Source organism: Micromonospora sp. NPDC126480, from assembly GCF_040302465.1.
Classification (GTDB): domain Bacteria; phylum Actinomycetota; class Actinomycetes; order Mycobacteriales; family Micromonosporaceae; genus Micromonospora.
The window spans coordinates 12,139-36,317 of sequence record NZ_JBEORU010000048.1 but is presented as its reverse complement, the minus strand read 5'-3'; the positions used below and the strand labels follow the sequence as shown (position 1 = coordinate 36,317).

The window sequence follows — 24,179 nt, the reverse complement described above, 5'->3', positions numbered from 1 at the left end:
TTCTTGCTCGACACAAGTTGATCTACCAGGAGTCCCGTTCCCACTATCCAGCAGGGGTTGACCCGCCGATCACAGCCCTAACGCAACGGCGTTGTGTGTGAAGTAGTGGCGTCGCGGCGCCCCGGAGACCACTACTTGTGCCTTCGAGCGTGATCATGCCGCCGCCGCGCGGGCTTACCCGTCCAGCTCGCGCAGGCAACTCCACTGTGCGGCGACCGGGCGGTAGCCGAGGCGTATGTTGATCGCGAGCATCGGGGCGTTCGCCGCGTCGTTGCCGGTGTAGGCGGTGGTCACCCCGCTCGCGGCGGCCCGGTGCAGGGCGGCGAGCTTCGCCGCCGACGCCAGGCCGCGGCCCCGGTGCTCCGGCCGGGTGCCCGTGTAGTCCGACCACATCCGCGTCCCGTCGCGCTTGACCAGGCTGATCGCCGCCAGGACGCCGTCCACCGCCACGCCGGTGCTGGCCGCCCGGTCCAGGCCGACGTTGTCCCACGTGTCCGCCCGCCAGTGCTCGTACGTGAGGGCGTCGGAGGGGACGTCGCTCGGCTCGTCGACGCTTGCCTCCCGTTCCACCTCGTACACGCGGTACGGGTCGACCTCGGCCAGCGAAACCAGGCGTACTCCGTCGGGTGCGGCCGGCAGCGGCGGCAGGGCCGTCAGGTCGAGCGCGGAGAAGCGTTCCTCCCGGCTCGGGGTGAAGCCGCGCCGCCGGGCGTACGGCAGCGACTCGGGCAGCGCCCGCCCGTGCAGGAGCGGGAGCCGGAGCGGGGCGAGGTGGTCCAGGGCGGCGGCCAGGAGCGCGCTGCCGATGCCCTGTCCCCGGTGCTCGGGGTGGACGTGCAGGAGTGAGATCTCGCCGACCGACCGGGTCGACCCGGCGTAGCGGTACGCCGACACCCAGCCGACGACCGCGCCGCCGACGTCGGCGACGAACGCTGTCCAGTGCTGGCCCGGTGGCGGCTGGGCGATCATCTGCCGGGTCGAGGCCACGCCGCGGACCAGGAACGGCAGGACCCGGGTACGCAGCGCCACGACGGCCGGGGCGTCGTCCGGGACGGCGGGGCGGATCGTCACGTGGCGGCCACCGCGGCGACCGCCTCGACCTCGACGAGCTGGTCGGGGTAGCCGAGGACGGCCACGCCGAGCAGGGTGCTGGGCGGGTCGTGGTCGCCGAAGGCGTCCCGGACGACCTGCCAGACGGCCACCAGGTCCGGCTGGTGCGCCGAGGCCACGTACACGGTGGTCTTGACGACGTCGGCGAGGCGGCCGCCGGCCGCCGCGAGGGCCGTCTCCAGGTTGGCCATCACCTGCCGGGCCTGCGCGACGGGGTCACCGGGGGCGACGGTACGGCCGTCGGCGTCCAGCGGGCAGGCCCCGGCGGTGTAGACGAGGCGGGCCGGCGGTTCGACGGTGGCTACGTAGGCGTACTCGGCGTCGGCGAGGGCGGGAACGTGGAGAAGATGTGGCACGGCCCGACGCTAGCTCCGGGCCGGTGGGCGCTCGACCGAATTTCGGGGTGTTAAGAAGGGGCCCTTCCTCCACCGGGGGCGTTAAGAGGGGGCCCTTCCTTTCACGCGGACTCGCGGAGGATTAGCTCCGTGGGGAGGATGACGGTCGGTTCGATGGGCTCGCCTGCGGCCAGGCGCAGTAGCTGCCGGGTCATCTGCCGGCCGATCTCCTGGATCGGCTGCCGGACGGTGGTCAGCGGCGGCTCGGTGTACGCGGCGGTCTCGATGTCGTCGAAGCCGATCACCGCGACGTCGTCCGGCACCCGCCGCCCCGCCTCGCGGAGCGTACGCAGGGCGGCGTGCGCCATCAGGTCGGAGGCGGCGAAGACCGCGTCCAGGTCGGGGTGGTCGGCGAGGAGCTGGCGCATCGCCGCCGCGCCGGACTCCCGGGTGAAGTCGCCGAACGCGACCCGCTCCGGCAGCCCGGCGGCGGTCACCGTCTCGCGATAGCCGGCGAGCCGCTCGATGCCGGCGACCATGTCCTGCGGGCCGGCGATGCTGGCGATGCGCCGCCGGCCGCTGTCGAGCAGGTGCCGCACGGCCCGGGTCACCCCGCCGAGATGGTCCACGTCGACGTACGGCACGTCCGCGCCGTCGAGCGGCCGGCCGCTGCACACCACCGGGATGCCCAGCCGGGCCAGCCGGCCGGGCAGCGGGTCGGCGCCGTGCAGCGAGGCGAACAGCACCCCGTCGACGTGCCGGCCGGTGGTGTACCGCTCGACCCGCTCGTGCCCGGCCGGTGAGCCGGCGAGCATCAGCACGAGCTGCTTGTCGGCCGCCTCCAGCTCCTGTGCCGCGCCCCGGATGATGCCGGGGAAGACCTGGTCGTCGGAGAAGACGCGGGTGGCCGCCTCGGGCATGACCAGCGCGATCGAGTCGGTCCGCTGGGTGACCAGGCTGCGGGCGGCCAGGTTCGGCACGTACCCCAGCTCGGCGACCGCCCGGCGTACGGCCTCGCGGATCGGCTCGGCCACCGTGGTGGAGCCGTTCACCACCCGGGACACCGTGGCCCGGGAGACTCCGGCACGCCGGGCCACCGCCTCGAGCGTCGGTCGTTGCGCCGCCGTCATCGCCGTCGTCCCCCCGCTCGTCACAGCCGCCGTCGCCCCCCTCAGAGCCCGTTCCGGGAGATCACCTCCTGGTACCACCGGGCGCTCGCCTTCGGTGTGCGCCGCTGGGTCAGGTAGTCGACGTGGACGATCCCGAACCGCTTCCGGTAGCCCTCGGCCCACTCGAAGTTGTCCAGCAACGACCATACGAGATAGCCGCGCAGATCCACCCCCCGGGCGATGGCCTCGTGCGCCGCGCGCAGGTGCCCCTCCAGGTACGCGATCCGGTCGGCGTCGATCACCTCGCCGGCCGGGTCGGGACCGGCCTTGTCCGGGAACGCCGCCCCGTTCTCGGTGATCAGCAGCGGCACACCCGGGTAGTCGGCGGCGAGGCGCTCCAGCAACCGGGTGAGCCCGGCCGGCTCGATCATCCAGCCCAGGTCGGTGAGCGGGCCGGCCGGCGGCAGGAAGTCCACCGCCCCTTCGGTGCCGGGAAACGCGCCACCGCCGCCGGCGCCGTCCGGCCGCCCGGCGACGTACGTGGGCTGGTAGTAGTTCACCCCGAGCAGGTCGATCGGTGCCGCGATCAGCTTCTCGTCGCCGTCCCGGATGAACGCCGGCTCCACGATCCGGGCGACGTGCTCCAGCATGTCCTCCGGGTACGCGGCCCGGAACAGCGGGTCCAGGAAGATCCGGTTCTGAAGGCCGTCGACGAGGCGTACCGCGGCGGCGTCGGCGGCGCTGTCCGGGTCGGCGGGACGGACGTCCGCCGGGTTGAGCGTGATCCCCACGGTCTGCGCGCCGGCCGCGCGCAGCGCCCGGGCCGCCAGGCCGTGCCCGAGCAGCAGGTGGTGTACGGCGGTGAAGGCCGCTCCCGGGTCCTGCACACCGGGGGCGTGGACCCCGTTGCCGTACCCGAGGTAGGCCGAGCACCACGGCTCGTTCAACGTCGTCCAGGTGCTTACCCGGTCGCCGAGCCGCGCGTGCACGACGGCCGCGTACGTGGCGAAGTGCTCCGCGGTCTCCCGCGTGGTCCAGCCGCCCCGGTCCTCCAGGGTCTGCGGCAGGTCCCAGTGGTACAGCGTGACGATCGGGTCGATGCCCCGCGCCAGCAGCGCGTCCACCAGGCGGTCGTAGAAGTCCAGGCCGCGCGGGTTGACCGGGCCGGTGCCGTCCGGCTGAATGCGGGGCCAGGCGACCGAGAACCGGTACGTCCGCAGTCCCAGCTCCGCCATCAGCGCCACGTCGTCCGCGTACCGGTGGTAGTGGTCGCAGGCGACGTCGCCGGTGTGGCCGTGGTGGACCTTGCCGGGCGTACGGCTGAAGGTGTCCCAGATCGACGGGCCGCGGCCGTCGTCGCGGGCCGCGCCCTCGATCTGGTACGCCGCGGTGGCCGCGCCCCAGCGGAAGTTGTCGGGGAACCGAAGCTCGCTCACGCCTTGACCGCACCTTCCATGATCCCGCCGATGATCTGGCGCCCGAAGAGGACGAACACCAGCAACAGCGGGAGCGTCGCGATGGCCGTCCCGGTGAAGACCTGGGACATGTCCTGGTAGTACCCGTCCGACAGTGCCCGCAGGGACAGCTGAACGGTCGGGTTCTCCGGGTCGTTGAGGACAGCGTACGGCCAGAGGAAGTCGTTCCACGTCGTCATGAACGTGAGCAGGCCGAGCACCGCGGCGGCCGGGCGCAGCGCCGGCAGCACCACGTTCCAGTAGATGCGGGCGGTGTTGCAGCCGTCGACCCGGGCCGCCTCGATCAGTTCGGTGCTGACCGCCTGCGCGGCGTACTGCCGCATCATGAACACCCCGAACCCGGTGACCAGGGCGGGGACGATCACGGCCGGCAGCCGGTCGTTCCAGTTGAGCTTCGTCATCAGCAGGTACAGCGGGATGACGCCGAGCTGTGTGGGCACCATCATCGTCGCGATGATGACCATGAGCAGCGCGTTCCGGCCGCGGAACCGCAGCTTCGCGAACGCGAACCCGGCGAGCGTGGAGAAGAGGACCACGGACACCGTGACCGTGGTCGACACGATCGCCGAGTTGATCAGGCCGGTGAGGAAGTACGCGTCGGTGTTGGCGAACAGCCGGGAGATGTTGGCGCCCAGGTTCCCACCGGGGGTGACCGGTGGGGGGAGCTGGCCCATCGCGTCGCTGGACCGGCTGGCCACCACGAACATCCACCAGATCGGGAAGATCGAGGCGAAGGCGGCGGCCACCAGGGCCCCGTACGTCAGCGGGCTGGCCCGCCACAGCCGGCTCATGCCCGGCCTCCCTTCCCGGCGCCGGTGCCCAGCCGCCGGATGATCAGCACGTTGACCACCGCGACGACGGCGATGAGCGCGAAGAGCAGCCAGGCCACGGCCGAGCCGTACCCGAAGTTGTAGTAGGGGGCGAACGCGTTCTCGAACATGTACATCGTCACCGTCTGTGACTCCCGGGACGGCCCACCGCGGATCGCGTTGGTCCCGGAGTTGAAGAGGCGGGGCTCGGTGAAGAGCTGGAGGCCGCCGATGGTGGAGATGATGACCGCGAAGATGATCGTCGGCTTGAGCAGCGGGACGGTGATCGACCAGAACTGTCGTGCCCGGCTCGCGCCGTCGATCGCCGCCGACTCGTACAGGTCACGTGGGATGGCCTGCATCGCGGCCAGGAAGATCAGGGCGTTGTAGCCGGTCCACCGCCAGTCGACCATTGTGGAGATCGCGACCCAGGACGCGAAGCGGTTGGACTTCCAGTCGATCGCGTCGACGCCGACCAGGTCGAGCAGCCAGTTGACCATGCCGAACTCGCGGCCGAAGAGCACCCCGAACACGATCGCCACCGCGGCCGTTGAGGTGACGTTCGGGACCAGCACCGCCATCCGCCAGCCCGTGCGGGCGCGTAGCTGACGGTTGAGCAGGTTCGCCAGCCACAGGGCGGCGAGCAGCTGCGGGACGGTGGAGATGACGAAGATGCCGAGGGTGTTGACCACCGCGTGCCAGAAGTCCGCGTCGGCCAGCAGGTTGGTGTAGTTCGCCGTACCGACGAACGTGGGGTCGGTGCCCAGCAGGTCCCACTCGTGCAGCGAGACCCAGAGCGTGTAGACCAGCGGGTACGCCCCGAAGACCGCGAACAGCAGGAAGAACGGGGCGATGAGCAGGTAGGGCGACCAGCGCGTGTCGAACCGGCTGAGCCGGTGCGACCGCCGGGACCGCACGGGTGGTACCGCCGCCACGGGCGGCCGGGCGTCAAGCTGCACGCTCATGCCCGCGTACTCCTTTCCACGCCGCCCGCTCCCCACCGGCCCGCGGCGCGACGGCGCGCGCGGGTGGCCCGCTCCGGGCGTACGCGGAGCCGGTGGGGGCGCGGGGAGCGTTACTTGGCGGCGGCCTTCTTCGCGTTCGTCACCGCGTCGGTCCAGCCCTGCTCGGGGCTGCGCTGGCCCAGCTCGACGGTGCGGACGGCGTTCTCCACCTCGGTGCGGACGGCCTGGTTCTTCGGGCCCATGTAGACCGGCTTCAGGCTCTTCGCGCCGGTGGCGAAGATCTGCCCGACCGGGGCGTCGGAGAAGTAGGCGTTGGTGGCCCCGGCGACGGCCGGGTCGTCGAGCGCCTGCGGCGACGAGGGCAGCGGGCCCTTGGCCTTGAACGCCCCGATCTGGCCCTCGGCGCTGGTCAGGAACTTGGCCAGCTTGACCGCCTGCTCCTGGTGCTTGCTCTGCTTCGGCACGGCGAGGTACGACCCGCCCCAGTTGCCGCCGTTGCCGGGCACCCGGGCGATGTCCCACTTGCCCTTTGCGGCCGCGCCGGCGTTGCCCTCGATGACCCCGGTCATCCAGGCGGGGCAGGCGATGGTGGCGAACTTGGCCTGCTTGAAGGCGGAGACCCACTCCTCGGACCAGGCGCCGTACTTGCCCGACAGGCCGGAGTCGATGATGTCCATCGTGGTGTCCCAGGCCTGCTTGACGGCCGGGTTGGTGTCCACGACGAGGTTGTCTCCGGTGTCGTAGTAGTGGTAGCCGGTCGTGTTGCCCGCGGTCTGCAACACGATCGTGTTGAACGTGTTGGTGGCGGCGTCCAGGAACGAGGCGCCGGTCTTCGCGGCGGCGAACTTCTCGCCGACCCGGATGTAGTCCTGCCAGGTCGGCCAGAGCGCCGACACGGCGTCCCGCTCGGTGGGCAGGCCGGCCTTGGCGAACAGGTCCGTGCGATAGCACATCGCCATGCCGCCGACGTCGGTGCCGAGCCCGATCAGCTGCTTGCCGTCGGCGGTGAGCCCGGCGTTCCACTTCCACTCCAGGAAGTTGCCCTTCAGCTCACCCGCGCCGTGGTCGAGCAGGTTGACGAAGTGGCCCGGGTTGGCCTTGTACTCGACAAGCAACCCCTCCTCGATCGCGACGACGTCGCCGGCGCCCTTGCCGGCGGCGAGCCACTGGGTGAGCTTCGGGGAGTACTCGTCGAGGTTGCCGCCGGTGCCCCGCTCGACGATCTTCACGCCGGGGTTGGCGGCCTCGTACTGCTTGTACAGCTCGTCGTAACCGAACTGTCCGAACACGTCGACGGTGAGCGTGATCGTACCGTCGCCGGCGTCGTCGTCGTTGCCGCCGCCGCAGGCGGTGGTGGCCAGCAGGGCGGTGGTGGTTATGAGGGCGACCGCCGCGAGGCGGCGGCGCGAGATGGCACCCATGTTCCAGGACCCCTCTCAGGTCGATGGACGGTGAACGTGAGAGAGCGCTCTCACACAGCCTCGCCCGCCGCTCGTCCGGATGTCAAGAGAGCGCTCTCTCACTGCCGTGCGCGCGTTCCCCCACGGCCCACCTACAGCGAAAGAGGGGCCGTCCGCGCAGGAACAGCCCCTCGTTTCGGGAAAGTGTCGACCGGACCGGTTCAGGTCACCCGGAGACCCGAGAGCAGGCCCCGGTCGCCGGCGACGGTGAGGTTCTCGAAGCTGACCCGGCCCCACAGCGCCAGCAGCAGGTCGCTGGCGGTGCCGGTGACCTGGACCCGGGCGTGGTGGTCGTCGTGGTCGAAGATGGTGGCGGTGTCCAGCAGGGCGACGCCCTCGCCGCGCAACCGCAGGAACCACTCCTGCGCCGCGTCCGGCGCCGACAGGTGCACCACGCCGTGCCACGGCCCACCCGCCCGGCGCCGCCCGGCCGGCAGCCAGCTGTCCAGCACCTCGCTCACCCCGTCGGCCGCGAGCTTCGCCTCGATCGGCTCACCCGCGGCGATGGCGAGCTGGGCGTCCCACCGGTGCACCGCCGTCTCGTGCGCCATCCGGCGGTGCCAGAATCCGGCCTTCTTGGGCTGCGGGGCCCAGTTCCACGCCGGGGCCTCCGGGTCCAGCCGGTCGAAGAGGGCCATCAGCTCGTCGTACGCCTGCTGCCAGAGCCGCAGCGCGGACTCGCCCGGACCCGGCTCCACCGGCCGCGACCCGCCGGTCGGCGCGGTGATGGCGTTCGCCGACGCGACGCCGTGCACCCAGCGGTACACGCCGGCGAGGTGCCGGGTCAGGTCGGTCACCGTCCAGCCGGGACACGACAGCACCGGCGTCTCGGGAGGTGCCTCGGCGACCGCGGCGGCGAACGCCGGGCCCTCCGCCCGAAGTGCCCCGATCCAGAAGTCCTTCGTGCCGTGCAGTCTGCTCATCGCCATCCTCCCGGGGGTGACCGGGCCACCAGTGGGCGCCGCGGCTACCCCTCAGCCTAGGGTGAAGGGCGTGTCAGACGTCCACACCCAGTCGACAACCGGAGCACAACCCGACGCCCTGTGCCACCTGGCGCGATACACGACATTGCGCCTGGGTGGGGTGGCCACCCGCGTTGTCCCGGCCAGCACCGCGGACGAGATCGTCCGCAGCGTGCGCGAGGCAGGGGACCGGGGGGAGCGGATCCTGATCCTCGCCGGGGGCAGCAACGTGGTGATCGGCGACGCGGGCTTCCCGGGGACCGTGGTGCTGGTCCGCTCGCGGGGCCTCCAGGTGGTCGCCGAGGACGCCGACACCGTCACCGTACGTGTCGAGGCCGGCGAACCATGGGACGAGCTGGTCGCCGCCACCGTCGCCAACGGCTGGTCCGGCCTGGAGTGCCTCTCCGGCATCCCCGGCTCCACCGGGGCCACCCCGATCCAGAACGTCGGCGCGTACGGCCAGGAGGTCGCCGAGACCATCACCGGCGTGCAGGTCTACGACCGGATCGCCGGCGTCACCGACCGGGTCGCCGCCGCCGACTGCGGCTTCATGTACCGGTCCAGCATCTTCAAGTACAGCGACCGCTGGGTGGTGCTGTCGGTCGACTTCCGGCTCGCCAAGTCGCCGCTGTCCGGCCCGATCCGGTACGCCGAACTCGCCCGGACGCTTGGCGTCGAGGTCGGCGACCGGGTGCCGCTTGCCGACGCCCGCGCCACCGTGCTGCGGCTGCGGGCCGGCAAGGGCATGGTTCTCGACGCCGCCGACCCGGACACCTGGTCGGTCGGCTCGTTCTTCACCAACCCGGTCCTGGACCGGGCCGCGTACGAGCGCCTGCGGGAGCGGGCCGCCGACCTCGGCGAGCCGCCGTCCTGGCCGGGCGCCGACGGCACGGTGAAGGTCAGCGCCGCGTGGCTGATCGACAAGGCCGGCTTCGGCAAGGGCCACCCCGGCCCGGACGGGGCGGTGACCATCTCCACCAAGCACACCCTGGCCCTGACCCACCGCACCGGCACCGCCCGGACGGAGGACCTGGTCGCCCTGGCCCGCGAGATCCGCCAGGGCGTGGAGTCCCGCTTCGGCGTCACCCTCCACCCCGAACCCGTCCTGATCAACTGCACCCTGTAACCCCTCCTTTCCCCCAAAGCGATCTTGCACTTTCTGCCCCGACGAAACGCATAAAAGGGGCAAATCAAGGGCCAAAAGTGCAAGATCGCGGAGACTGGCGGGTGGGTCAGCGCGGGGCTATCGCGGGCCAGGGGATCGTGAGCAGACCGTGGCGCCAGCCGTGCGGGCGGCCCAGGACGGGCCAGCCGGTCTCGCGGACGGTGGACACCGTTCTCAGCCAGCGTTGGCGGGGGCCGTACGGGGCGTAGGGGGCCGCCCGCCGCCACGCGTCGTCCAAGGCGCGGAGGAGGGCGTGGATCGGCTCGCCCTCGACGTTCCGGTGGATCAGGGCCTTGGGGAGCCGTTCGGCGAGCTGCCCCGGGTGGTCCAGGGTGGTCGGCTTCGCGCTGAGCGTCAGCGAGCGCGGGCCGTCCGGGTCGAGCAGCACCCAGCCGCCGAGCCGCCCCAACTCGTCGCAGGTGCCCTCGACCAGCAGGCCGCCCGGGGCGAGCGCGCCGGTCATCGTGGCCCAGGCAGCGGCCACCTCGCTCTCGTCGTACTGGCGCAGCACGTTGAACGCGCGGACCAGCGCGGGGCGCAACCCGGCCAGCTCGAAGCCGCCCCGGGCGAAGGTGAGCCCGGGCGGGTCGGCCGCGGGCTGGGCGGCGGCGACGCGTACCGGATCGATCTCCAGCCCGACCACCCGGACGTCGGAACGGACCGCGGCGGCCAACCGGGACCGCAGCTCGACGGCCGTGACCGGCTCGGCGCCGTAGCCGAGGTCGACGACCAGCGGGTCCGCGGCAGCACGCAGCGCGTCCCCGCAGGTCTCGACGATCCAGTTGTCCACCCGGCGCAGCCGGTTGGGGTTCGTCGTCCCGCGGGTGACGACGCCCAGCGGGCGCCGGGCCGGTCCGGCCATCAGCTCACCCGGTGCACCTTGTGCTGCGCGGCCTGCGCCAGCGGGCGGACCACCAGACGGTCCACGTTGACGTGGTGCGGGCGGGTGGCGCACCAGGCGATGCAGTCCGCCACGTCGTCCGCGACCAGCGGCTCCGGCACCCCGGCGTAGACCGCCGCGGCCCGGTCGGCGTCCCCGTCGAAGCGGACCAGCGCGAACTCGTCGGTCCGCACCATCCCGGGGTCGACCTCGACCACCCGGATCGGCCGGCCGCACAGCTCCAGGCGCAGCGTGCCGGCGACGGCGGTCTGCGCGTGCTTCGCGGCGGTGTAGCCGCCACCGCCCTCGTACACCGTGAAGCCGGCGGTCGACGACACGACGACGATGGTGCCGGCGCCGGAGGACTCCAGCGCGGGCAGCAGCGCCTGGGTGACCCGGAGCGTGCCCAGGACGTTCACGTCGTACATCCACTGCCAGTCACCGACCGAGCCGGTCTCCACCGGGTCCAGGCCGCGCGCGCCTCCGGCGTTGTTGACAAGCAGCGTGACCGGGCCCGGCGCGGCCGCCGCCGCGGCGGCGAGACCGGCCACCGACTCGTCCGAGGTCACGTCGCAGGCCACCGCGGTGGCCGAGCCCTCGGCGGTCTCGATCTCCTTGACCAGATCGGCGAGCCGGTCGGTACGCCTCGCGGCGGCCAGCACGTGGAACCCCTCGGCGGCGAGCCGGCGGGCGGTGGCGGCACCGATCCCGCTGGACGCCCCGGTGACGACGGCGACAGAAGTCATCCGCCCATTCTGACCCCCGCCCGGGGTGGCGGGCCGATGAGGTCCGTCACGCCCGGAGACGCCCGGCAGGCATTACCGACCGCCGATCGGGAAGATGACATCCGGCGTGGAGGTTGACCGAGAAGCGCCGGTCGTGCGTAACGGCAACAACCGTGGGCAGAGGGAGCGGACGTGGCGGAACAGCACACCGGTGTCGGTCGTCAGCGTGGTGCCCACCCGTGGCCGCGGCCCCGCCGCATCGCGACCCTCTCCGTGCACACCTCACCCCTGCACCAACCGGGCACCGGTGACGCCGGCGGGATGAACGTCTACATCCTCGAGGTCGCCCGGCGGCTGGCCGCGGCGGACGTCGAGGTGGAGATCTTCACCCGGGCCACGTCGGGTGACCTGCCGCCGGTGGTCGAGATGGCGCCGGGCGTGCACGTCCGGCACGTCACCGCCGGGCCCCTCGAAGGGCTGACCAAGGAGGAGCTGCCCGGCCAGCTCTGCGCGTTCACCGCCGGGGTGCTGCGCGCCGAGGCGTCCCGCCCGCCCGGGCACTACGACCTGATCCACTCGCACTACTGGCTGTCCGGGCAGGTCGGCTGGCTGGCCAAGGAGCGCTGGGGGGTGCCGCTGGTACACACCGCGCACACCCTCGCCAAGGTCAAGAACGCGCAGCTCGCCGCCGGTGACCGGCCGGAACCCAAGGCCCGGGTGATCGGCGAGGAGCAGGTGGTGGCCGAGGCCGACCGGCTCGTCGCCAACACCAAGGTCGAGGCCGGTGACCTGCTGGAGCGGTACGACGCCGATCCGACCCGGGTCGCGGTGGTCGAGCCGGGCGTGGACCTGGCCCGCTTCCGTCCCGCCCCCGGTGACCGGGAGCGCGCCCGGGTCGCCGCCCGCCGCCGGCTGGGCCTGCCGGAGCGCGGCCACGTCGTGGCGTTCGTCGGCCGGATCCAGCCGCTGAAGGCGCCCGACGTGCTGATCCGCGCGGCCGCCGCGCTGCGGGAACGGGACCCGGCGCTCGCCGGGGAGCTGACCGTCGTCATCTGCGGCGGCCCCAGCGGCACCGGCCTCGACCGGCCCACCGCCCTCATCGAGCTGGCCACCTCGCTGGGCGTCGCCGACCAGGTGCGGTTCCTGCCGCCGCAGACCGGTGACGACCTGCCCGACCTGTACCGGGCGGCCGACCTGGTCGCGGTCCCGTCGTACAACGAGAGCTTCGGGCTGGTCGCGCTGGAGGCGCAGGCCTGCGGTACGCCGGTCGTGGCGGCCGCCGTCGGCGGCCTCGTGACGGCGGTACGCGACCAGGTGAGCGGTGTGCTCGTCGACGGTCACGACCCGGTGGACTGGGCCCGGTCGCTGGCCCGGCTGCTGCCCGACGTCGCCGCCCGCACGGCGCTGTCCCGGGGGGCGGAGCGGCACGCCGCGAACTTCTCCTGGGACCGTACGGTGTCCACCCTGCTCGACGTCTACGGCGAGGCGATCGCCGAGCACCGCACCCGGCTGACCACTCAACTGGCCACCTGCTCCTGGTGAAGGGGTGAAAGGAAGGGCCCCCTGTTAACGCCTGCGGTAGAGGAAGGGCCCCTTGTTAACACCGCGGTCCGCGCCCGGTGCCCGCGCCCGGGCGGGCCTGACAGGCCGGCCGTAGAGTGGGTGCGATGAGCGGTAAGAGCGATCTCGGAGCGTTGATCGAGTCGGTCTGCGCCGAGCGGGACCTGGCCTGCGAGCCCACCGGCCCGAACTCGTACGCCGTCACCCTGCCGGGCACCCACAAGCTCAAGACCGTCTGCAACCTGATCGTCGGCGAGCACGCCCTGCGGATCGAGGCGTTCGTGATGCGCCAGCCCGACGAGCGCCGCGAGGAGCTGTGGGCGTGGCTGCTCCAGCGCAACGCCCGCATGTACGGGGTCTCCTTCTCCATCGACGCCGTCGGCGACGTCTACCTGACCGGCCGGGTCAACCCCACCGGAATCGACGCCGATGAGCTGGACCGGCTGCTCGGTGCGGTCCTGACGTACGCCGACGAGTCCTTCGACACCATGCTGGAGATCGGCTTCGGCAGTTCGATCCGGCGGGAATGGGAGTGGCGGGTCAAGCGCGGCGAATCCACCGCGAACCTCGCGGCCTTCGCCCACCTCTTCGAACCCTCCACCGACGCCGCTCCCGCCTCGGGAGGTTCGGGCCGGTCCTGACGGGTATGCCGCACCGCGCGGTGCGGCAGTTGGGACCCGCCGCGCGCCGAGGACGGACTGTCTCAAGGAGCGTGAGCGTCCATGGCTCAGCGAAGCAGCTCAGGTCGCGGCGGGACCGCGACCCGGACCGGGCGGCAGCCGGGAAACCAGACCCCGAACACTCCGCAGGTGTCCGAGGCCGAGATCGCCCGGATGAAGGTGGACGAGATCCGCGGGCAGCTGCGCCGGCACGGGGTGTCCGGCGTCGCCGCCCTGCGGAAGCCGGAACTGGTGCAGACGTTGGCGAGAACCCTGCGGGCCGCGCGGCGCTCCGGCGGGGCGGCCCGCACGAGCGCCGGCCCGGCGGGCCGCCCGTCGGCGACCAAGCGGGCGACCGGACGTACCACGAAGGCCGCGCCGGCGAACAAGGCGGCGCCAGCGAACAAGGCGGCGCCCGCGAAGAGGGCGGCGGCCAAGAAGACGGCCGCGCGCAAGGCGGCGGCGAAGAAGACCGCGGCCGCGAAGAAGGCGCCCGCCGCGAAGAAGACGACGGCCGCAAGGAAGGCGACGGCCGCGCGGAAGACGACGGCTACGCGGAAGACGACGACCGCGAAGAAGGCGCCCGCCGCGAAGAAGGCGCCCGCGAAGAAGGCGCCCGCGAAGAAGACGACGGCCGCAAGGAAGACGGCGGCGGCGAAGAAGGCGCCGGCCGCGAAGAAGGCACCGGCTACGCGGAAGACGACGGCAGCAGCCAAGAAAGCGCCGGCGAGGAAGAGTACGGCGGCGGCCAGGACCACGGCGGCGAGGGCCACCGCGGCCAGGGCCACGCCAGCGCGGAAGACCGCGCCAGCGAGTAGGACCACGCCGGCGCGGCAGGCGGCGGCCGCGACCGGCCCGTCCCGCACGGGCGTACGCACCGGGCGGACCTCGTCGCGGTCGGTCCGGTCCTCGCAGGTCATCACGTCCCTGGCCGATCGGCCCGAGCGTCCCGGCCGGAGCCTGGTCACCACGGACCACGACGTGATCCGGCACTGGGCGGAGCAGCGCGGCGCGAAGCCGGCGACGATCGCCGGCACCGAGCGGGAGGGCCGCGCGGGGGTGCTCACCTTCAACATGCCGGGGTACCGGGAGAGCAGCCGGGTACGCGAGATCACCTGGGACGAGTGGTTCCACACGTTCGATCTGCGGAAGCTGAACCTGATCTACCAGGAGCAGATGCGCGACGGGCGGACCAGCAACTTCTTCCGGACGGAGTCACCCGATCGGGAGGACGCGTGAGTGTTTGCGGGAATGGTCGACGGGTATGCGCTGTTGGCCACAGTTGTACCGGGCAGCGGTGACATCGGGGCTGTGACCGGCGAGACAGCCGGTTCAGGTTGAATCCGCATTCCGGGCGAACTAACTTTATTGCACCGTGCTGCGTTCGGATCCGTTCGGGGGAGCGGAGGATCGATCAGATCCGTGCACCGAGCGAGGTGCGGGGGACGGGTGGAACAACACCGTTGGGGGACGGTGGCCACCTGTTTGGACCGGCGGCGCGAGCGGGCGCCGCTTACGGGGGTGAGTGCCGCCCGCCGCCGCCGGTCATACGATGCGAACGCCCACCACGAGCCGTGGTGGGCGTTTCGCTGTCACCGTTCGGCGGAGAGCGCCGGTTCGCGCCGGGTCGCGACGGCCCGGCGCAGGGCGGCCACCCGGCGTTCCCGGGACGGGCCGGCGAGCAGGTGGCAACCGGCGGCGAGCAGGCCCAGGCCGCCGACCACGAGCCAGTGCCGGTCGCCGAGGTACTGCAGGCTCACCCCGCCGAGTGTCGGCGCCACGAAGGACGCCGCCGGGAAGGCGAGGTAGAAGACCGACTGGTACCGGGCGCGCAGCTCGGGCGGGGCCAGGTCGGCGTTGATCTGGGCGTTCGGTGGCGCGGCCAGCATCTGCCCGACCGTCCAGACCACCGCCGCGGCCAGGTAGACGGCCAGGTCGTCGGCCACCGCGAGGGCGGCGAAGCCCAGCGCCAGGAGCGCCGTCGATACGGCCAGGACGCGGTCCTTGCGGTGCCCGTCGATCAAGCGGGGTACGAAGAGCTGACCGACGACGATGAGCACCCCGCCCAGCGCCACCACCGCGCCGTACGCGGAGGGACCCAGCTCGTCCGTGCGCATGGCGAGCGGCATGATCGTGGAGGTCTGCATGGTCAGCACGGCCAGCACGAAGGTCAGGCCGACGAAGGTGAGGAACACGCGGTCGGTCAGCGCGGTGTGCAGGCCCGGCCGTCGTACCCGCCCGGGGCCCCGGTCGCCGTCGACCGCCTGGGTCGACCGGATCGGTGGGCGTCTCCGGTCGGCGAGCGTCTCGGGCACCTTCCAGGCGATGATCACCGCCGCGGTCAGGGTGGCCCCGGCGTCGACCAGGAACAGGGCGAGGAAGCTCGCCTCGGCGAGGAGCCCGGCGAGCAGCGACGCGACAGCCATGCCCAGGTTGAACGCCCAGAACTGGAGGTTGAACGCCCGCGAGCGGCGCTCCTCGGGTACGACGTCCACGATCGCCGCCACGAAGGCGGGACCCGGCATCGAGTGGGCCACCCCGACCAGTGCGCTGAGCACCGCGATCAGCACCAGGTGCCGGCTGAACGCGAGCGCCACCATCAGGGCGGCCGTGCCCAGGTGCGCGGCGAGCAGGGTGGAGCGTCGTCCCCAGCGGTCGGCGAGCACGCCACCGAGCAGCACCCCGGCCGCCCCACCCAGCCCGTACGCCCCGACGACCGTCCCGGTCAGCGCCTCGCTCGCCCCGCGTGCGTCGGTCAGGTACAGCGGGAGGAAGAGCATGGCGAACGCGCCGGCCCGGTTGATGAGCAGGCCGCCCCAGAGGTACCAGAAGACGGCTGGGAGCCCGCCGGCAGTGTCGTGCAGCCAGCCGCGCAGCGCTCGCACCCGTCGCCTCCTGAACAGTTCACTTTCCTAAACGAACCGTTCCCGACCGTAGGAAGATCAGTCCTTCCGCGCCAGCGTGTCGCGCGTCACGACTGGCCGGCGCCGACCGAGCCGGCCGGCGTACCCCGGTCGGCGCGGGCCGGGAGCGGCTCGGCCGGTGCCGTCGCGGCGGCCTCGCCGGCCTCCGGCGCGGACGGGCGCAGCGCGACGGCCGGCACCACCGGGCGGGTCGCGACCCGTAGCGCGGCGGCCCGGCGCTCCCGGGCCGGCCCGGAGACCAGGTGCGCCACCGCCATCAGTCCGCCGATGACGGCGCAGCTCAGCCACAGCGTCGTGTTGCCGGCCTGCTCCCGCACCAGCCCGCCGAGGATCGGTGCGACGGCACCGGCCACCTGCCAGGAGAGCGAGAAGACGCCCTGGTAGCGGCCACGCAGCTCGCCTGGTGAAAGCTCGGCGATGAGCGTGGCGTTGGACGGCGAGTTGAGCATCTCGCCGACGGTCCAGATCAGCACGGTCAGGCCGTAGAACCACGCGGTCTCGGCGAACGCGGTCAGGCCGAACCCGACGCCCATCACCACCGCCGCCAGGGCGAGCACGTGTGAGCGGCTGCGGCCCCTGATCAGCCGGGGGACGAAGAGCTGGCCGACAACGATGAGTACGCCGTTGAGGGCGATCACCGAGCCGTACGTCGCGGGGCTGAGCCCGGAGTCGCCCATGGCGATCGGCAGCATCGAGATGTGCTGGAGGAAGACCAGCGCCCCGAACAGGTTCAACGTCACGAAGCCGAGGTAGACCCGGTCGGACAGGATGGTGCGCAGCGCCCTGGCCGGCGCCGCCGACCGCCCGGCGGTGATCGTGACGGGGCGGCGGGTCTCACCCACCTTGAGGAAGATGATCAGCGCGGTGACCAGTGTGGTGGCCGCGTCCACCAGGAACAGCAGCAGGTAGCCGGCCTCGGCCGCGACGCCGGCGAGGATGGCCGCGCAGGCGAAGCCGAGGTTGATCGCCCAGTAGTTCAGGGAGAACGCCCGGAGCCGGTCCTTCTCCGGCACGACGTCGATCATCATGGCGCCGAACGCCGGCCGGGCCGCCTCGGCGAACAGGCCGAGCAGCAGGGCGCCGAGCGCCACCAGCTCCAGCTCCCGGGCGAAGCCGAGGGCCAGCATCATGCTCGCGGCGCCGAGGTGGGCGGTGAGCAGGGTCGGCCGGCGGCCCCAGCGGTCGGTGAGCGTGCCGCCGATGGTGGTGCCGACCGCGCCGCCGACGCCCCAGAGCCCGATGACCAGGCCGGCCTGCGCGGCGGAGAAGCCCCGCTCCTGGGTGAGGTAGATGGCGAGGAAGACCAGGACGAACGAGCCGAGCCGGTTGATCAGGGTGCCGCCCCACAGGTACCAGAAGGTCCGGGGCAGACCGCCGGCCGTGTCCTGTAACCAACCCCGCATCGTCCGCACGTCGGCGTCCCCCGCTCCCCGTAATGACCGGCCTGCTGGCAGCGCCTTACAACCTAGTGCCGGCCGGGAACGCCGGTCACCGGGTTTTCCACGTGGTGGTCGTCACCACCCTTCCCGAGCGGCCGACCGGGCGGTGCGGCAGGATGATCCGCATGACTGCTAGCGATGGACCCACCGTCGGAACGCTGGTCCTGCTGCGGCACGGCGAGAGCGACTGGAACGCCAAGAACCTCTTCACCGGCTGGGTCGACGTGGACCTGACCGAGAAGGGCGAGACCGAGGCGCGCCGCGGCGGCGAGTTGCTGCGCGAGCACGGGCTGCTGCCGGACGTGGTGCACACCAGCCTGCTGCGGCGGGCGATCCGCACCGCCGAGCTGGCGCTGGACGCCGCCGACCGGCACTGGATCGCGGTGCGCCGGTCGTGGCGGCTCAACGAGCGCCACTACGGCGCCCTGCAGGGCAAGAACAAGAAGCAGACCCTCGACGAGTACGGCGAGGAGCAGTTCATGCTCTGGCGCCGCTCGTACGACACCCCGCCGCCGCCGATCGCGGACGACGACGAGTGGTCGCAGGTCGGCGACCCGCGCTACAAGCTGCTGCCGAGCGAGCTGATGCCCCGCACGGAGTGCCTCAAGGACGTCGTCGAGCGGATGCTGCCGTACTGGTACGACTCGATCGTGCCGGACATCCTGGCCGGCCGGACGGTCCTGGTGGCCGCCCACGGCAACTCGCTGCGCGCCCTGGTAAAGCACCTCGACCAGATCAGCGACGAGGCGATCGCCAAGCTGAACATCCCGACCGGCATCCCGCTCCGCTACGACCTCGATTCCGAGCTGCGGCCGCACAAGGTCGGCGGCACCTACCTGGACCCGGAGGCGGCGAAGGACGCCGCTGCCGCGGTGGCGAACCAGGGACGCTGACGCCGTCGAGTGTTAACCGGGGCCCCCTTTACAACGCCAGGCGTTAAGAGGGGGCCCTTCCTTTCACCTCAGGTGGTGGGTTCGCCGGTGATGAGGTAGACGACGTGCTCGCCGGCGTTGACCGCGTGGTCGGCGAAGCGCTCGTAGAAGCGCCCGAGCAGCGTCGCGTCGATCGCCGTCTCCACCCCGTACGGCCAGTCGTCGCCGAGCAGCACGTTGAAGAGGCTGCGGTGCAGGTCGTCCATGGCGTCGTCGTCGTGGTCCAGTTCGGCGGCCAGGTCGGCGTCGGGCTTCGCCAGGACGCCGGCGATCTTGCCGCCCATCCGGTCGGCGATGGCCGCCATGTCGGTGAAGATCGGCCGGAGTTCCGCCGGCACGGCCGGCGACGGGTGCCGCCGCAGCGCCGTCTTCGCGACGTGGTCGGCGAGGTCGCCCATGCGTTCCAGGTCGGCGGCGACGTGCAGGGCGGTGATCATCATGCGCAGGTCGGAGGCGACCGGGGCCTGCCGGGCGAGCAGGTCGCAGACGCGCTCCTCGACGTCGCGGTAGAGGCCGTCGATCTCCGCGTCCCCGTCGATCACCGTCTGCGCCGCCGCCCGGTCGGCGGTGAGCAGGGCACGGGTGGCCTGCCGCATCGCGGCCCGGACCCCCTCCGCCATGTCCACCAGCAACTGGCTGACGAGCTGCAGGTCGGCCTGGAACTCCGCGCGCATGGATCACGTCCTGTGGTCGAGTGCCGCCGGCAGTCGGCGGCGGGAAGCGGGTGCGCGGCCCACGGTAGGCGGCGCGGACGGATCGCAGGTGAACCCCGGTGAACGACACCGGACGTGACGATGAACATTCTCGGAAGCGAGCGGGTTTCGTCCCGCTATGGGCGGTCGCCAGGTTAACGATGACCCTACGATCGCCGCGTGGAGTGGGTGGTGACGGTCGCCGTGGCCGTCGGTCTGGTGGCCGGGCTGGCGGCGGGGCTGCTGCTGCCCCGGTTCGCCGAGGCCGCCCGGGGCCGCTCCACCTCGACCGGGAGCCGCTGGTCCGGCTTCCTTCGGAGCAGGGGGAGGCCCGCGATAGGCGAGGACCCGCGTACCGGCCTCGGCCGCCGGACGATCGACTCCCTCCAGGTCGGCGTCGTGGTGCTCGACTCCGACGACGTTCCCGTCCTGGTCAACCCGGCGTCCCGCGCGATGGGGCTGCTCCGCACCGGCCCCACTCCGGGCTCGATCGCCGCCCACCCGCTGATCCGTACGCTCGCCGGGCAGGTGCGGCGCACCGGTGTGCGCCGCGAGATCGAGCTGGACCTGCCCCGGGGCCGCGACAGCGCCGTGGAGAACCCGCTGGGGGTGCACCTGCGGGCGATCGGTCTGGGGGCCGGGTACGTCGCCGTGGAGGCGGCCGACGTGACCGAGTCGCACCGGCTGGCCCGGGTGCGGCGGGACTTCGTGGCCAACGTCAGCCACGAGTTGAAGACCCCGATCGGGGCACTGCAACTGCTCGCCGAAGCGCTGCTGGACGCCACCGGCCCGGCTGCCGGGGAGCAACCGGACCTCGCCGAGGACCTGGTGGCCGCGCGGCGGTTCGCCGAGCGGATCCAGCACGAGTCGACCCGGCTGGGCCGGTTGGTGCAGGAACTGCTGGAGCTGACCCGGTTGCAGGGCGCCGAGCCGCAACCCGCGCCGGAGCCCGTCGCCGTGGACTGGCTGGTCGCCGAGGTGGTGGACCGGACGCGGACCAGCGCCAGCGCCCGCCGCATCGACGTGGCCGTCGAGGGCGAGCGGGGACTGACCGTGTACGGCAGCGACACCCAGCTCGCCACCGCCGTGTCGAATCTGGTCGAGAACGCCATCAACTACTCGGGCGAGGACACCACGGTCCGGATCACCGCGCGGGCGGACGACGAGCACGTCACGATCTCCGTCGCGGACCAGGGCATCGGCATCGCCCCGACCGACGTGGACCGGATCTTCGAGCGGTTCTACCGGGCGGACCAGGCCCGGTCCCGGGCGACCGGCGGCACCGGCCTCGGGCTCGCCATCGTCAAGCACATCGCCAGCAACCATGGCGGACGGGTCGAGGTCGAGAGCACTCTTGGTGGGGGGTCGACGTTCACCCTCCGGCTGCCCGCCCGTCCACCGGACGACCTGCTGGTGATACCCCCCTCCGCTGGGATCGAGGCCGGTCCGGCCGAGCTCCGGCAGGTCTGACAGCAAGGAAAGGACATTCGTTGAGCCGCGTTCTGGTGGTCGAGGACGAGGAGTCGTTCTCCGACGCCCTGTCGTACATGCTCCGCAAGGAGGGCTTCGAGGTCTCGGTCGCCGCGACCGGCCCCTCCGCCCTCACCGAGTTCGACCGGACCGGCGCGGACATCGTGCTGCTGGACCTGATGCTGCCCGAGATGTCGGGCACCGAGGTGTGCCGGCAGCTCCGGCAGCGTTCGCACGTGCCGATCATCATGGTCACCGCGCGGGACAGCGAGATCGACAAGGTGGTCGGCCTGGAGATCGGCGCCGACGACTACGTGACCAAGCCGTACTCGCCGCGTGAGCTCGTGGCCCGCATTCGTGCGGTGCTGCGCCGGCAGAGCGCCGAGGCGGCGGAGCCCGGCGCGCCGACGCTGGCCGCCGGCCCGGTCCGGATGGACATCGAGCGGCACGTGGTCACCGTCGACGGGGCTGCCGTGCAGCTGCCGCTCAAGGAGTTCGAGCTGCTGGAGCTGCTGCTGCGCAACGCCGGTCGGGTGCTGACCCGTGGCCAGCTGATCGACCGGGTCTGGGGCGCGGACTACGTCGGCGACACCAAGACGCTCGACGTCCACGTGAAGCGCCTGCGTTCCAAGATCGAACCGGAGCCGTCCGCTCCGCGCTACATCGTCACGGTCCGCGGTCTGGGCTACAAGTTCGAGCCGTGACCTGACCGTCGGCCGGGGCCCGCCGCGAGCAGGTGTCCCGCCGGCACGTCGCGGGTGGGTCAGGACGGGTCGGCGGGATGGGGGGCGACCAGACCCTGCCGGACGCGGGTGGCGCACAGCTCGGCGAGCTTCGCGTACGCGGGCGCGCCGATCAGGGCGGTCAGCTCAGGCCCGTACGACATGTACATCGGCTCGGCGCCGACGTGCGCGTCGGTCGACGAGGTGCACCACCAGTCCAGGTCGTGCCCGCCGGCCCCCCAGCCCCGGCGGTCGAACTCCGCGAGCGTGGAGACCAGCACCTTCGTGTTGTCCGGTCGTTTGACCCATTCCTGGTCACGGCGGACCGGCAACTGCCAGCAGACGTCCGGCTTGTACTCCAGCGGGTGCACGCCGTCGCGCAGCGCCTGGGCGTGCAGTGCGCAGCCGCCGCCGGCCGGGAAGTCGGCGTCGTTCAGGAAGACGCAGGGGCCGTCCCCGCCCTGGGTGGCCGTCCGCCGGGCGGGGGTCTTGCCGTCGACCGTGTCGTTCTCCGTCCAGTTCCGGAAGCCCCGCCGGTGGTGCTGCCAGGTCTCCGGGGTCAGCCGCTTGACCGCGGCCCGGACCCGCTTCTCGTCGTCGGAGTCGGTGAAGAACGCGCCGTGCGAACAGCAGCCGTCGGACGCCCGGCCGGCGACGATCCCGTGGCAGCCTCGCCCGAAGACGCAGGTCCACCGGGACAGCAGCCAGGTCAGGTCGGCCCGCACGACGTGCTTCTCGTCGGCCGGGTCGACGAACTCGATCCACTCGCGGGGGAAGTCCAGCGGGACCTCCCGGCTGCGCGGGTCGTCCGGGTCGTCCACAAGCACGTGGAGTTCGATCTGCCCTGTCACCCGGCCCAGCGTACGCGCGGTGGGGCCGCCGGGCCGGCGAGCCGGCCGAACCGGTTTCCCCTACTGTGTGCACCATGCGGCTGGGTGTCCTCGACGTCGGGTCCAACACCGTGCACCTGCTGGTGGTCGACGCCCACCGCGGTGCCCACCCCTGGCCGGCGCACTCGGAGAAGTCGGTCCTGCGGCTGGCCGAGCAGATCGGCCCGGACGGCGCGCTCACCGACGCCGGCGCGGACGCCCTGGTCAAGGCGGTCGGGCTGGCGAAGGAGGCCGCGGCCGGCCTGGACACCGACGATCTGTTGGCCTTCGCCACGTCGGCGGTGCGGGACGCGACCAACTCGGCCGAGGTGCTGACGCGGGTCCGCGACGAGACCGGCGTACGCCTGGAGGTCCTGGCCGGCGCGGACGAGGCCCGGATGACCTTCCTCGCGGTGCGGCGCTGGTTCGGTTGGTCGGCGGGGCGGCTGCTGGTGCTCGACATCGGCGGCGGCTCGCTGGAGATCGCGGCGGGCATCGACGAGGATCCGGACGCGGCCTTCTCGCTGCCGCTGGGTGCCGGCCGGCTCACGCGCGACCGCCTCCGGCTCACCCCGGACAGCGCCACCCCGCCGGCGGCCGAGCTGGTGGAGGAGTTGCGGGAGTACGTGGAAGGCCAGCTCGACGCGGTGGCCGGCGAACTGGTCGAGGTGGGCTGGGACCGGCCGGTCGCCACCTCGAAGACGTTCCGCACCCTGGCCCGCCTCGCCGGGGCCGCCCCCTCGGGCGCGGGCCTGTGGGCCCGCCGCCGGCTCACCCGCTCCGGGCTGCGGCAGGTGCTCGGCTTCATCCGGCACATTCCCCCGGCGCAGCTCGTCGAACTGGACGGGGTGAGCGTCGGCCGCGCCCACCAACTGGTGGCCGGTGCGGTCGTCGCCGACGCCGTGCTGCGCCGCCTGGACATCGACACGCTGGACATCTGTCCGTGGGCGCTGCGTGAGGGGGTCATCCTGCGCCGACTTGATCAACTCGCGCCGATGTGACGTGCGCACGCGATCGGTGCGGTTTGCGGAAGCTCGTCCTGAAGATCCCCATCGACGCCCGCTACCCTCGGGGGTGTGACTTCCCGCGTCCCGGTGCTCCTGTCCACCTCGTCGGTCTTCCCCGAGCGGACCGCGGCGGCGTTCCAACTCGCCGCCGCGCTCGGCTACGACGGCGTCGAGGTCATGGTCTGGACCGACGCCGTCAGCCAGGACGCCGGCGCCCTCGCCGGGCTCGCCAAGCACTACGGCGTGCCGGTGCTCTCCGTTCACGCGCCGTGCCTGCTGGTCACCCAGCGGGTGTGGAGCCCCGACCCGTGGGAGCGGCTGCGCCGCTCCGGCGAACTGGCCGAGACCCTCGGCGCGCCGACCGTGGTGGTGCACCCGCCGTTCACGTGGCAGCGGGACTACGCGCGCAACTTCGCCGAAGGGCTGCACGACGTCGCCGAGCGCTTCGACGGGGTGCTCTTCCCGGTGGAGAACATGTACCCGGTGCGGATGGCCGGCCGGCAGTTCGTCCCGTACGTCCCCGGCTGGGACCCCACCGAGGCCGGGTACGACTCCTACACCCTCGACATCTCCCACTGCGCCGCGTCACACACCGATTCGCTGGCGATGGCCGACCGGATGGGCGCCAAGCTGGCGCACGTCCACCTCGGCGACGGCACCGGCGAGGGCCGTGACGAGCACCTCGTCCCCGGGCGGGGCAACCAGCCCTGCGCCGAGCTGCTGCGGTCGCTGGCCGGGCGCGACTTCACCGGCTCGGTGGCGGTCGAGGTGTCGACCCGGGGCGCGAAGAGCCGCGCGGTCCGCGAGGCGGATCTACGGGCCGCGCTGGAGTTCGCCCGCCAGCACCTCGGCACCCCGTCCCCGGTCGACGCCTGACCGCACGCAGGCCGGACCGGCCGGACGGCGGTGG

23 protein-coding genes are annotated in these 24,179 nt (G+C 72.5%); 9 read left to right on the top strand and 14 right to left on the bottom strand.

Annotated features, from left to right (window positions below):
• Positions 1-174: 174 nt before the first annotated feature.
• From ABTW87_RS29340 to ABTW87_RS29305, 8 genes are all read right to left on the bottom strand, one after another.
• Positions 175-1,071 carry a GNAT family N-acetyltransferase gene (locus ABTW87_RS29340; protein WP_350654576.1) on the bottom strand — a complete coding sequence of 299 codons (897 nt, stop codon included), beginning with the start codon at positions 1,069-1,071 and terminating at the stop codon, positions 175-177.
• Positions 1,068-1,466 (bottom strand): RidA family protein, encoded by a 399-nt coding sequence (locus tag ABTW87_RS29335; RefSeq protein WP_350654574.1) that lies wholly within the window; start codon positions 1,464-1,466, stop codon positions 1,068-1,070. Before ABTW87_RS29335 ends, ABTW87_RS29340 begins: the two co-directional genes overlap by 4 nt.
• Before the next feature lie 101 nt (positions 1,467-1,567).
• The gene (locus ABTW87_RS29330) at positions 1,568-2,575 is read right to left on the bottom strand and encodes a LacI family DNA-binding transcriptional regulator (protein WP_350654572.1); all 1,008 of its coding nucleotides are present in this window, start codon (positions 2,573-2,575) and stop codon (positions 1,568-1,570) included.
• Between the two features lie 41 nt (positions 2,576-2,616).
• Positions 2,617-3,990, bottom strand: coding sequence for a GH1 family beta-glucosidase (locus ABTW87_RS29325; RefSeq protein WP_350654571.1), 1,374 nt, complete (start codon positions 3,988-3,990; stop codon positions 2,617-2,619).
• Entirely contained in the window at positions 3,987-4,820 is an 834-nt protein-coding gene (locus tag ABTW87_RS29320) for a carbohydrate ABC transporter permease (RefSeq protein WP_350654570.1), read from the bottom strand. Before ABTW87_RS29320 ends, ABTW87_RS29325 begins: the two co-directional genes overlap by 4 nt.
• Positions 4,817-5,803, bottom strand: a complete 987-nt coding sequence (locus ABTW87_RS29315; protein ID WP_350654568.1) for a carbohydrate ABC transporter permease — start codon at positions 5,801-5,803, stop codon at positions 4,817-4,819. The genes ABTW87_RS29320 and ABTW87_RS29315 overlap by 4 nt, the downstream gene beginning before the upstream one ends.
• A gap of 110 nt (positions 5,804-5,913) precedes the next feature.
• Complete coding sequence (locus ABTW87_RS29310; protein ID WP_350654566.1) at positions 5,914-7,224, bottom strand: extracellular solute-binding protein; 1,311 nt, start codon at positions 7,222-7,224, stop codon at positions 5,914-5,916.
• A 200-nt stretch (positions 7,225-7,424) separates the two neighbouring features.
• The gene (locus ABTW87_RS29305) at positions 7,425-8,186 is read right to left on the bottom strand and encodes a maleylpyruvate isomerase family mycothiol-dependent enzyme (protein ID WP_350654564.1); all 762 of its coding nucleotides are present in this window, start codon (positions 8,184-8,186) and stop codon (positions 7,425-7,427) included.
• Positions 8,187-8,256: 70 nt separating this feature from the next.
• Between ABTW87_RS29305 and ABTW87_RS29300 the strand changes: the two genes are divergently transcribed.
• Positions 8,257-9,351 carry a UDP-N-acetylmuramate dehydrogenase gene (locus tag ABTW87_RS29300; RefSeq protein ID WP_350654562.1) on the top strand — a complete coding sequence of 365 codons (1,095 nt, stop codon included), beginning with the start codon at positions 8,257-8,259 and terminating at the stop codon, positions 9,349-9,351.
• 106 nt (positions 9,352-9,457) lie between these two features.
• On the opposite strand, the gene ABTW87_RS29295 is transcribed toward ABTW87_RS29300, so the two are convergent.
• Complete coding sequence (locus ABTW87_RS29295; RefSeq protein ID WP_350654561.1) at positions 9,458-10,252, bottom strand: class I SAM-dependent methyltransferase; 795 nt, start codon at positions 10,250-10,252, stop codon at positions 9,458-9,460.
• Positions 10,252-11,016 carry an SDR family oxidoreductase gene (locus tag ABTW87_RS29290; protein ID WP_350654559.1) on the bottom strand — a complete coding sequence of 255 codons (765 nt, stop codon included), beginning with the start codon at positions 11,014-11,016 and terminating at the stop codon, positions 10,252-10,254. Before ABTW87_RS29290 ends, ABTW87_RS29295 begins: the two co-directional genes overlap by 1 nt.
• Positions 11,017-11,187: 171 nt before the next feature.
• Here ABTW87_RS29290 and mshA point away from each other — a divergent pair, with 171 nt between their 5' ends.
• The 3 genes from mshA (at position 11,188) to ABTW87_RS29275 (ending at position 14,453) form a co-directional block, all read left to right on the top strand.
• The gene (gene mshA, locus ABTW87_RS29285) at positions 11,188-12,537 is read left to right on the top strand and encodes a D-inositol-3-phosphate glycosyltransferase (RefSeq protein ID WP_350654558.1); all 1,350 of its coding nucleotides are present in this window, start codon (positions 11,188-11,190) and stop codon (positions 12,535-12,537) included.
• 125 nt (positions 12,538-12,662) lie between these two features.
• Entirely contained in the window at positions 12,663-13,196 is a 534-nt protein-coding gene (locus ABTW87_RS29280; protein ID WP_350654556.1) for a type III secretion system chaperone family protein, read from the top strand.
• Positions 13,197-13,277: 81 nt separating this feature from the next.
• Positions 13,278-14,453 (top strand): hypothetical protein, encoded by a 1,176-nt coding sequence (locus ABTW87_RS29275; protein ID WP_502891668.1) that lies wholly within the window; start codon positions 13,278-13,280, stop codon positions 14,451-14,453.
• Between the two features lie 353 nt (positions 14,454-14,806).
• Here the strand turns inward: ABTW87_RS29275 and ABTW87_RS29270 are convergent, their stop codons facing one another.
• Both ABTW87_RS29270 and ABTW87_RS29265 read right to left on the bottom strand, forming a co-directional pair.
• The gene (locus ABTW87_RS29270) at positions 14,807-16,099 is read right to left on the bottom strand and encodes an MFS transporter (protein ID WP_350654554.1); all 1,293 of its coding nucleotides are present in this window, start codon (positions 16,097-16,099) and stop codon (positions 14,807-14,809) included.
• Between the two features lie 86 nt (positions 16,100-16,185).
• Positions 16,186-17,550: an MDR family MFS transporter gene (locus tag ABTW87_RS29265; RefSeq protein ID WP_350654553.1), complete on the bottom strand. Its 1,365-nt coding sequence runs from the start codon at positions 17,548-17,550 to the stop codon at positions 16,186-16,188.
• 152 nt (positions 17,551-17,702) lie between these two features.
• Between ABTW87_RS29265 and ABTW87_RS29260 the strand changes: the two genes are divergently transcribed.
• Positions 17,703-18,470, top strand: a complete 768-nt coding sequence (locus tag ABTW87_RS29260; RefSeq protein ID WP_350654552.1) for a phosphoglyceromutase — start codon at positions 17,703-17,705, stop codon at positions 18,468-18,470.
• Positions 18,471-18,538: 68 nt separating this feature from the next.
• Here ABTW87_RS29260 and phoU read toward each other — a convergent pair whose 3' ends face one another.
• Positions 18,539-19,183: a phosphate signaling complex protein PhoU gene (gene phoU, locus ABTW87_RS29255; RefSeq protein ID WP_350654551.1), complete on the bottom strand. Its 645-nt coding sequence runs from the start codon at positions 19,181-19,183 to the stop codon at positions 18,539-18,541.
• A gap of 198 nt (positions 19,184-19,381) precedes the next feature.
• Here phoU and ABTW87_RS29250 point away from each other — a divergent pair, with 198 nt between their 5' ends.
• Both ABTW87_RS29250 and ABTW87_RS29245 read left to right on the top strand, forming a co-directional pair.
• Positions 19,382-20,671 (top strand): sensor histidine kinase, encoded by a 1,290-nt coding sequence (locus ABTW87_RS29250; RefSeq protein WP_350654549.1) that lies wholly within the window; start codon positions 19,382-19,384, stop codon positions 20,669-20,671.
• A 20-nt stretch (positions 20,672-20,691) separates the two neighbouring features.
• Complete coding sequence (locus ABTW87_RS29245; RefSeq protein ID WP_350654548.1) at positions 20,692-21,375, top strand: response regulator; 684 nt, start codon at positions 20,692-20,694, stop codon at positions 21,373-21,375.
• Between the two features lie 59 nt (positions 21,376-21,434).
• Here ABTW87_RS29245 and ABTW87_RS29240 read toward each other — a convergent pair whose 3' ends face one another.
• On the bottom strand, positions 21,435-22,244 hold the full coding sequence (locus ABTW87_RS29240; RefSeq protein ID WP_350654547.1) for a DUF3109 family protein: 810 nt from the start codon (positions 22,242-22,244) through the stop codon (positions 21,435-21,437).
• Between the two features lie 74 nt (positions 22,245-22,318).
• On the opposite strand from ABTW87_RS29240, the gene ABTW87_RS29235 reads away from it, so the two are divergent.
• Together ABTW87_RS29235 and ABTW87_RS29230 are read left to right on the top strand one after the other, a co-directional pair.
• Entirely contained in the window at positions 22,319-23,263 is a 945-nt protein-coding gene (locus tag ABTW87_RS29235) for a Ppx/GppA phosphatase family protein (protein ID WP_350654546.1), read from the top strand.
• 75 nt (positions 23,264-23,338) lie between these two features.
• The gene (locus tag ABTW87_RS29230) at positions 23,339-24,145 is read left to right on the top strand and encodes a sugar phosphate isomerase/epimerase family protein (RefSeq protein WP_350654545.1); all 807 of its coding nucleotides are present in this window, start codon (positions 23,339-23,341) and stop codon (positions 24,143-24,145) included.
• Positions 24,146-24,179 lie beyond the last annotated feature (34 nt).

Excerpts from the sequence above, each read along its gene's own strand:
- ABTW87_RS29330 (WP_350654572.1), bottom strand. The coding sequence starts at position 2,575 with ATGACGGCGGCGCAACGACCGACGCTCGAGGCGGTGGCCCGGCGTGCC.
- ABTW87_RS29320 (WP_350654570.1), bottom strand. The coding sequence starts at position 4,820 with ATGAGCCGGCTGTGGCGGGCCAGCCCGCTGACGTACGGGGCCCTGGTG.
- ABTW87_RS29315 (WP_350654568.1), bottom strand. The coding sequence starts at position 5,803 with ATGAGCGTGCAGCTTGACGCCCGGCCGCCCGTGGCGGCGGTACCACCC.
- ABTW87_RS29310 (WP_350654566.1), bottom strand. The coding sequence starts at position 7,224 with ATGGGTGCCATCTCGCGCCGCCGCCTCGCGGCGGTCGCCCTCATAACC.
- ABTW87_RS29305 (WP_350654564.1), bottom strand. The coding sequence starts at position 8,186 with ATGAGCAGACTGCACGGCACGAAGGACTTCTGGATCGGGGCACTTCGG.
- ABTW87_RS29295 (WP_350654561.1), bottom strand. The coding sequence starts at position 10,252 with ATGGCCGGACCGGCCCGGCGCCCGCTGGGCGTCGTCACCCGCGGGACG.
- ABTW87_RS29290 (WP_350654559.1), bottom strand. The coding sequence starts at position 11,016 with ATGACTTCTGTCGCCGTCGTCACCGGGGCGTCCAGCGGGATCGGTGCC.
- ABTW87_RS29280 (WP_350654556.1), top strand. The coding sequence starts at position 12,663 with ATGAGCGGTAAGAGCGATCTCGGAGCGTTGATCGAGTCGGTCTGCGCC.
- ABTW87_RS29275 (WP_502891668.1), top strand. The coding sequence starts at position 13,278 with ATGGCTCAGCGAAGCAGCTCAGGTCGCGGCGGGACCGCGACCCGGACC.
- ABTW87_RS29260 (WP_350654552.1), top strand. The coding sequence starts at position 17,703 with ATGACTGCTAGCGATGGACCCACCGTCGGAACGCTGGTCCTGCTGCGG.
- phoU (WP_350654551.1), bottom strand. The coding sequence starts at position 19,183 with ATGCGCGCGGAGTTCCAGGCCGACCTGCAGCTCGTCAGCCAGTTGCTG.
- ABTW87_RS29235 (WP_350654546.1), top strand. The coding sequence starts at position 22,319 with ATGCGGCTGGGTGTCCTCGACGTCGGGTCCAACACCGTGCACCTGCTG.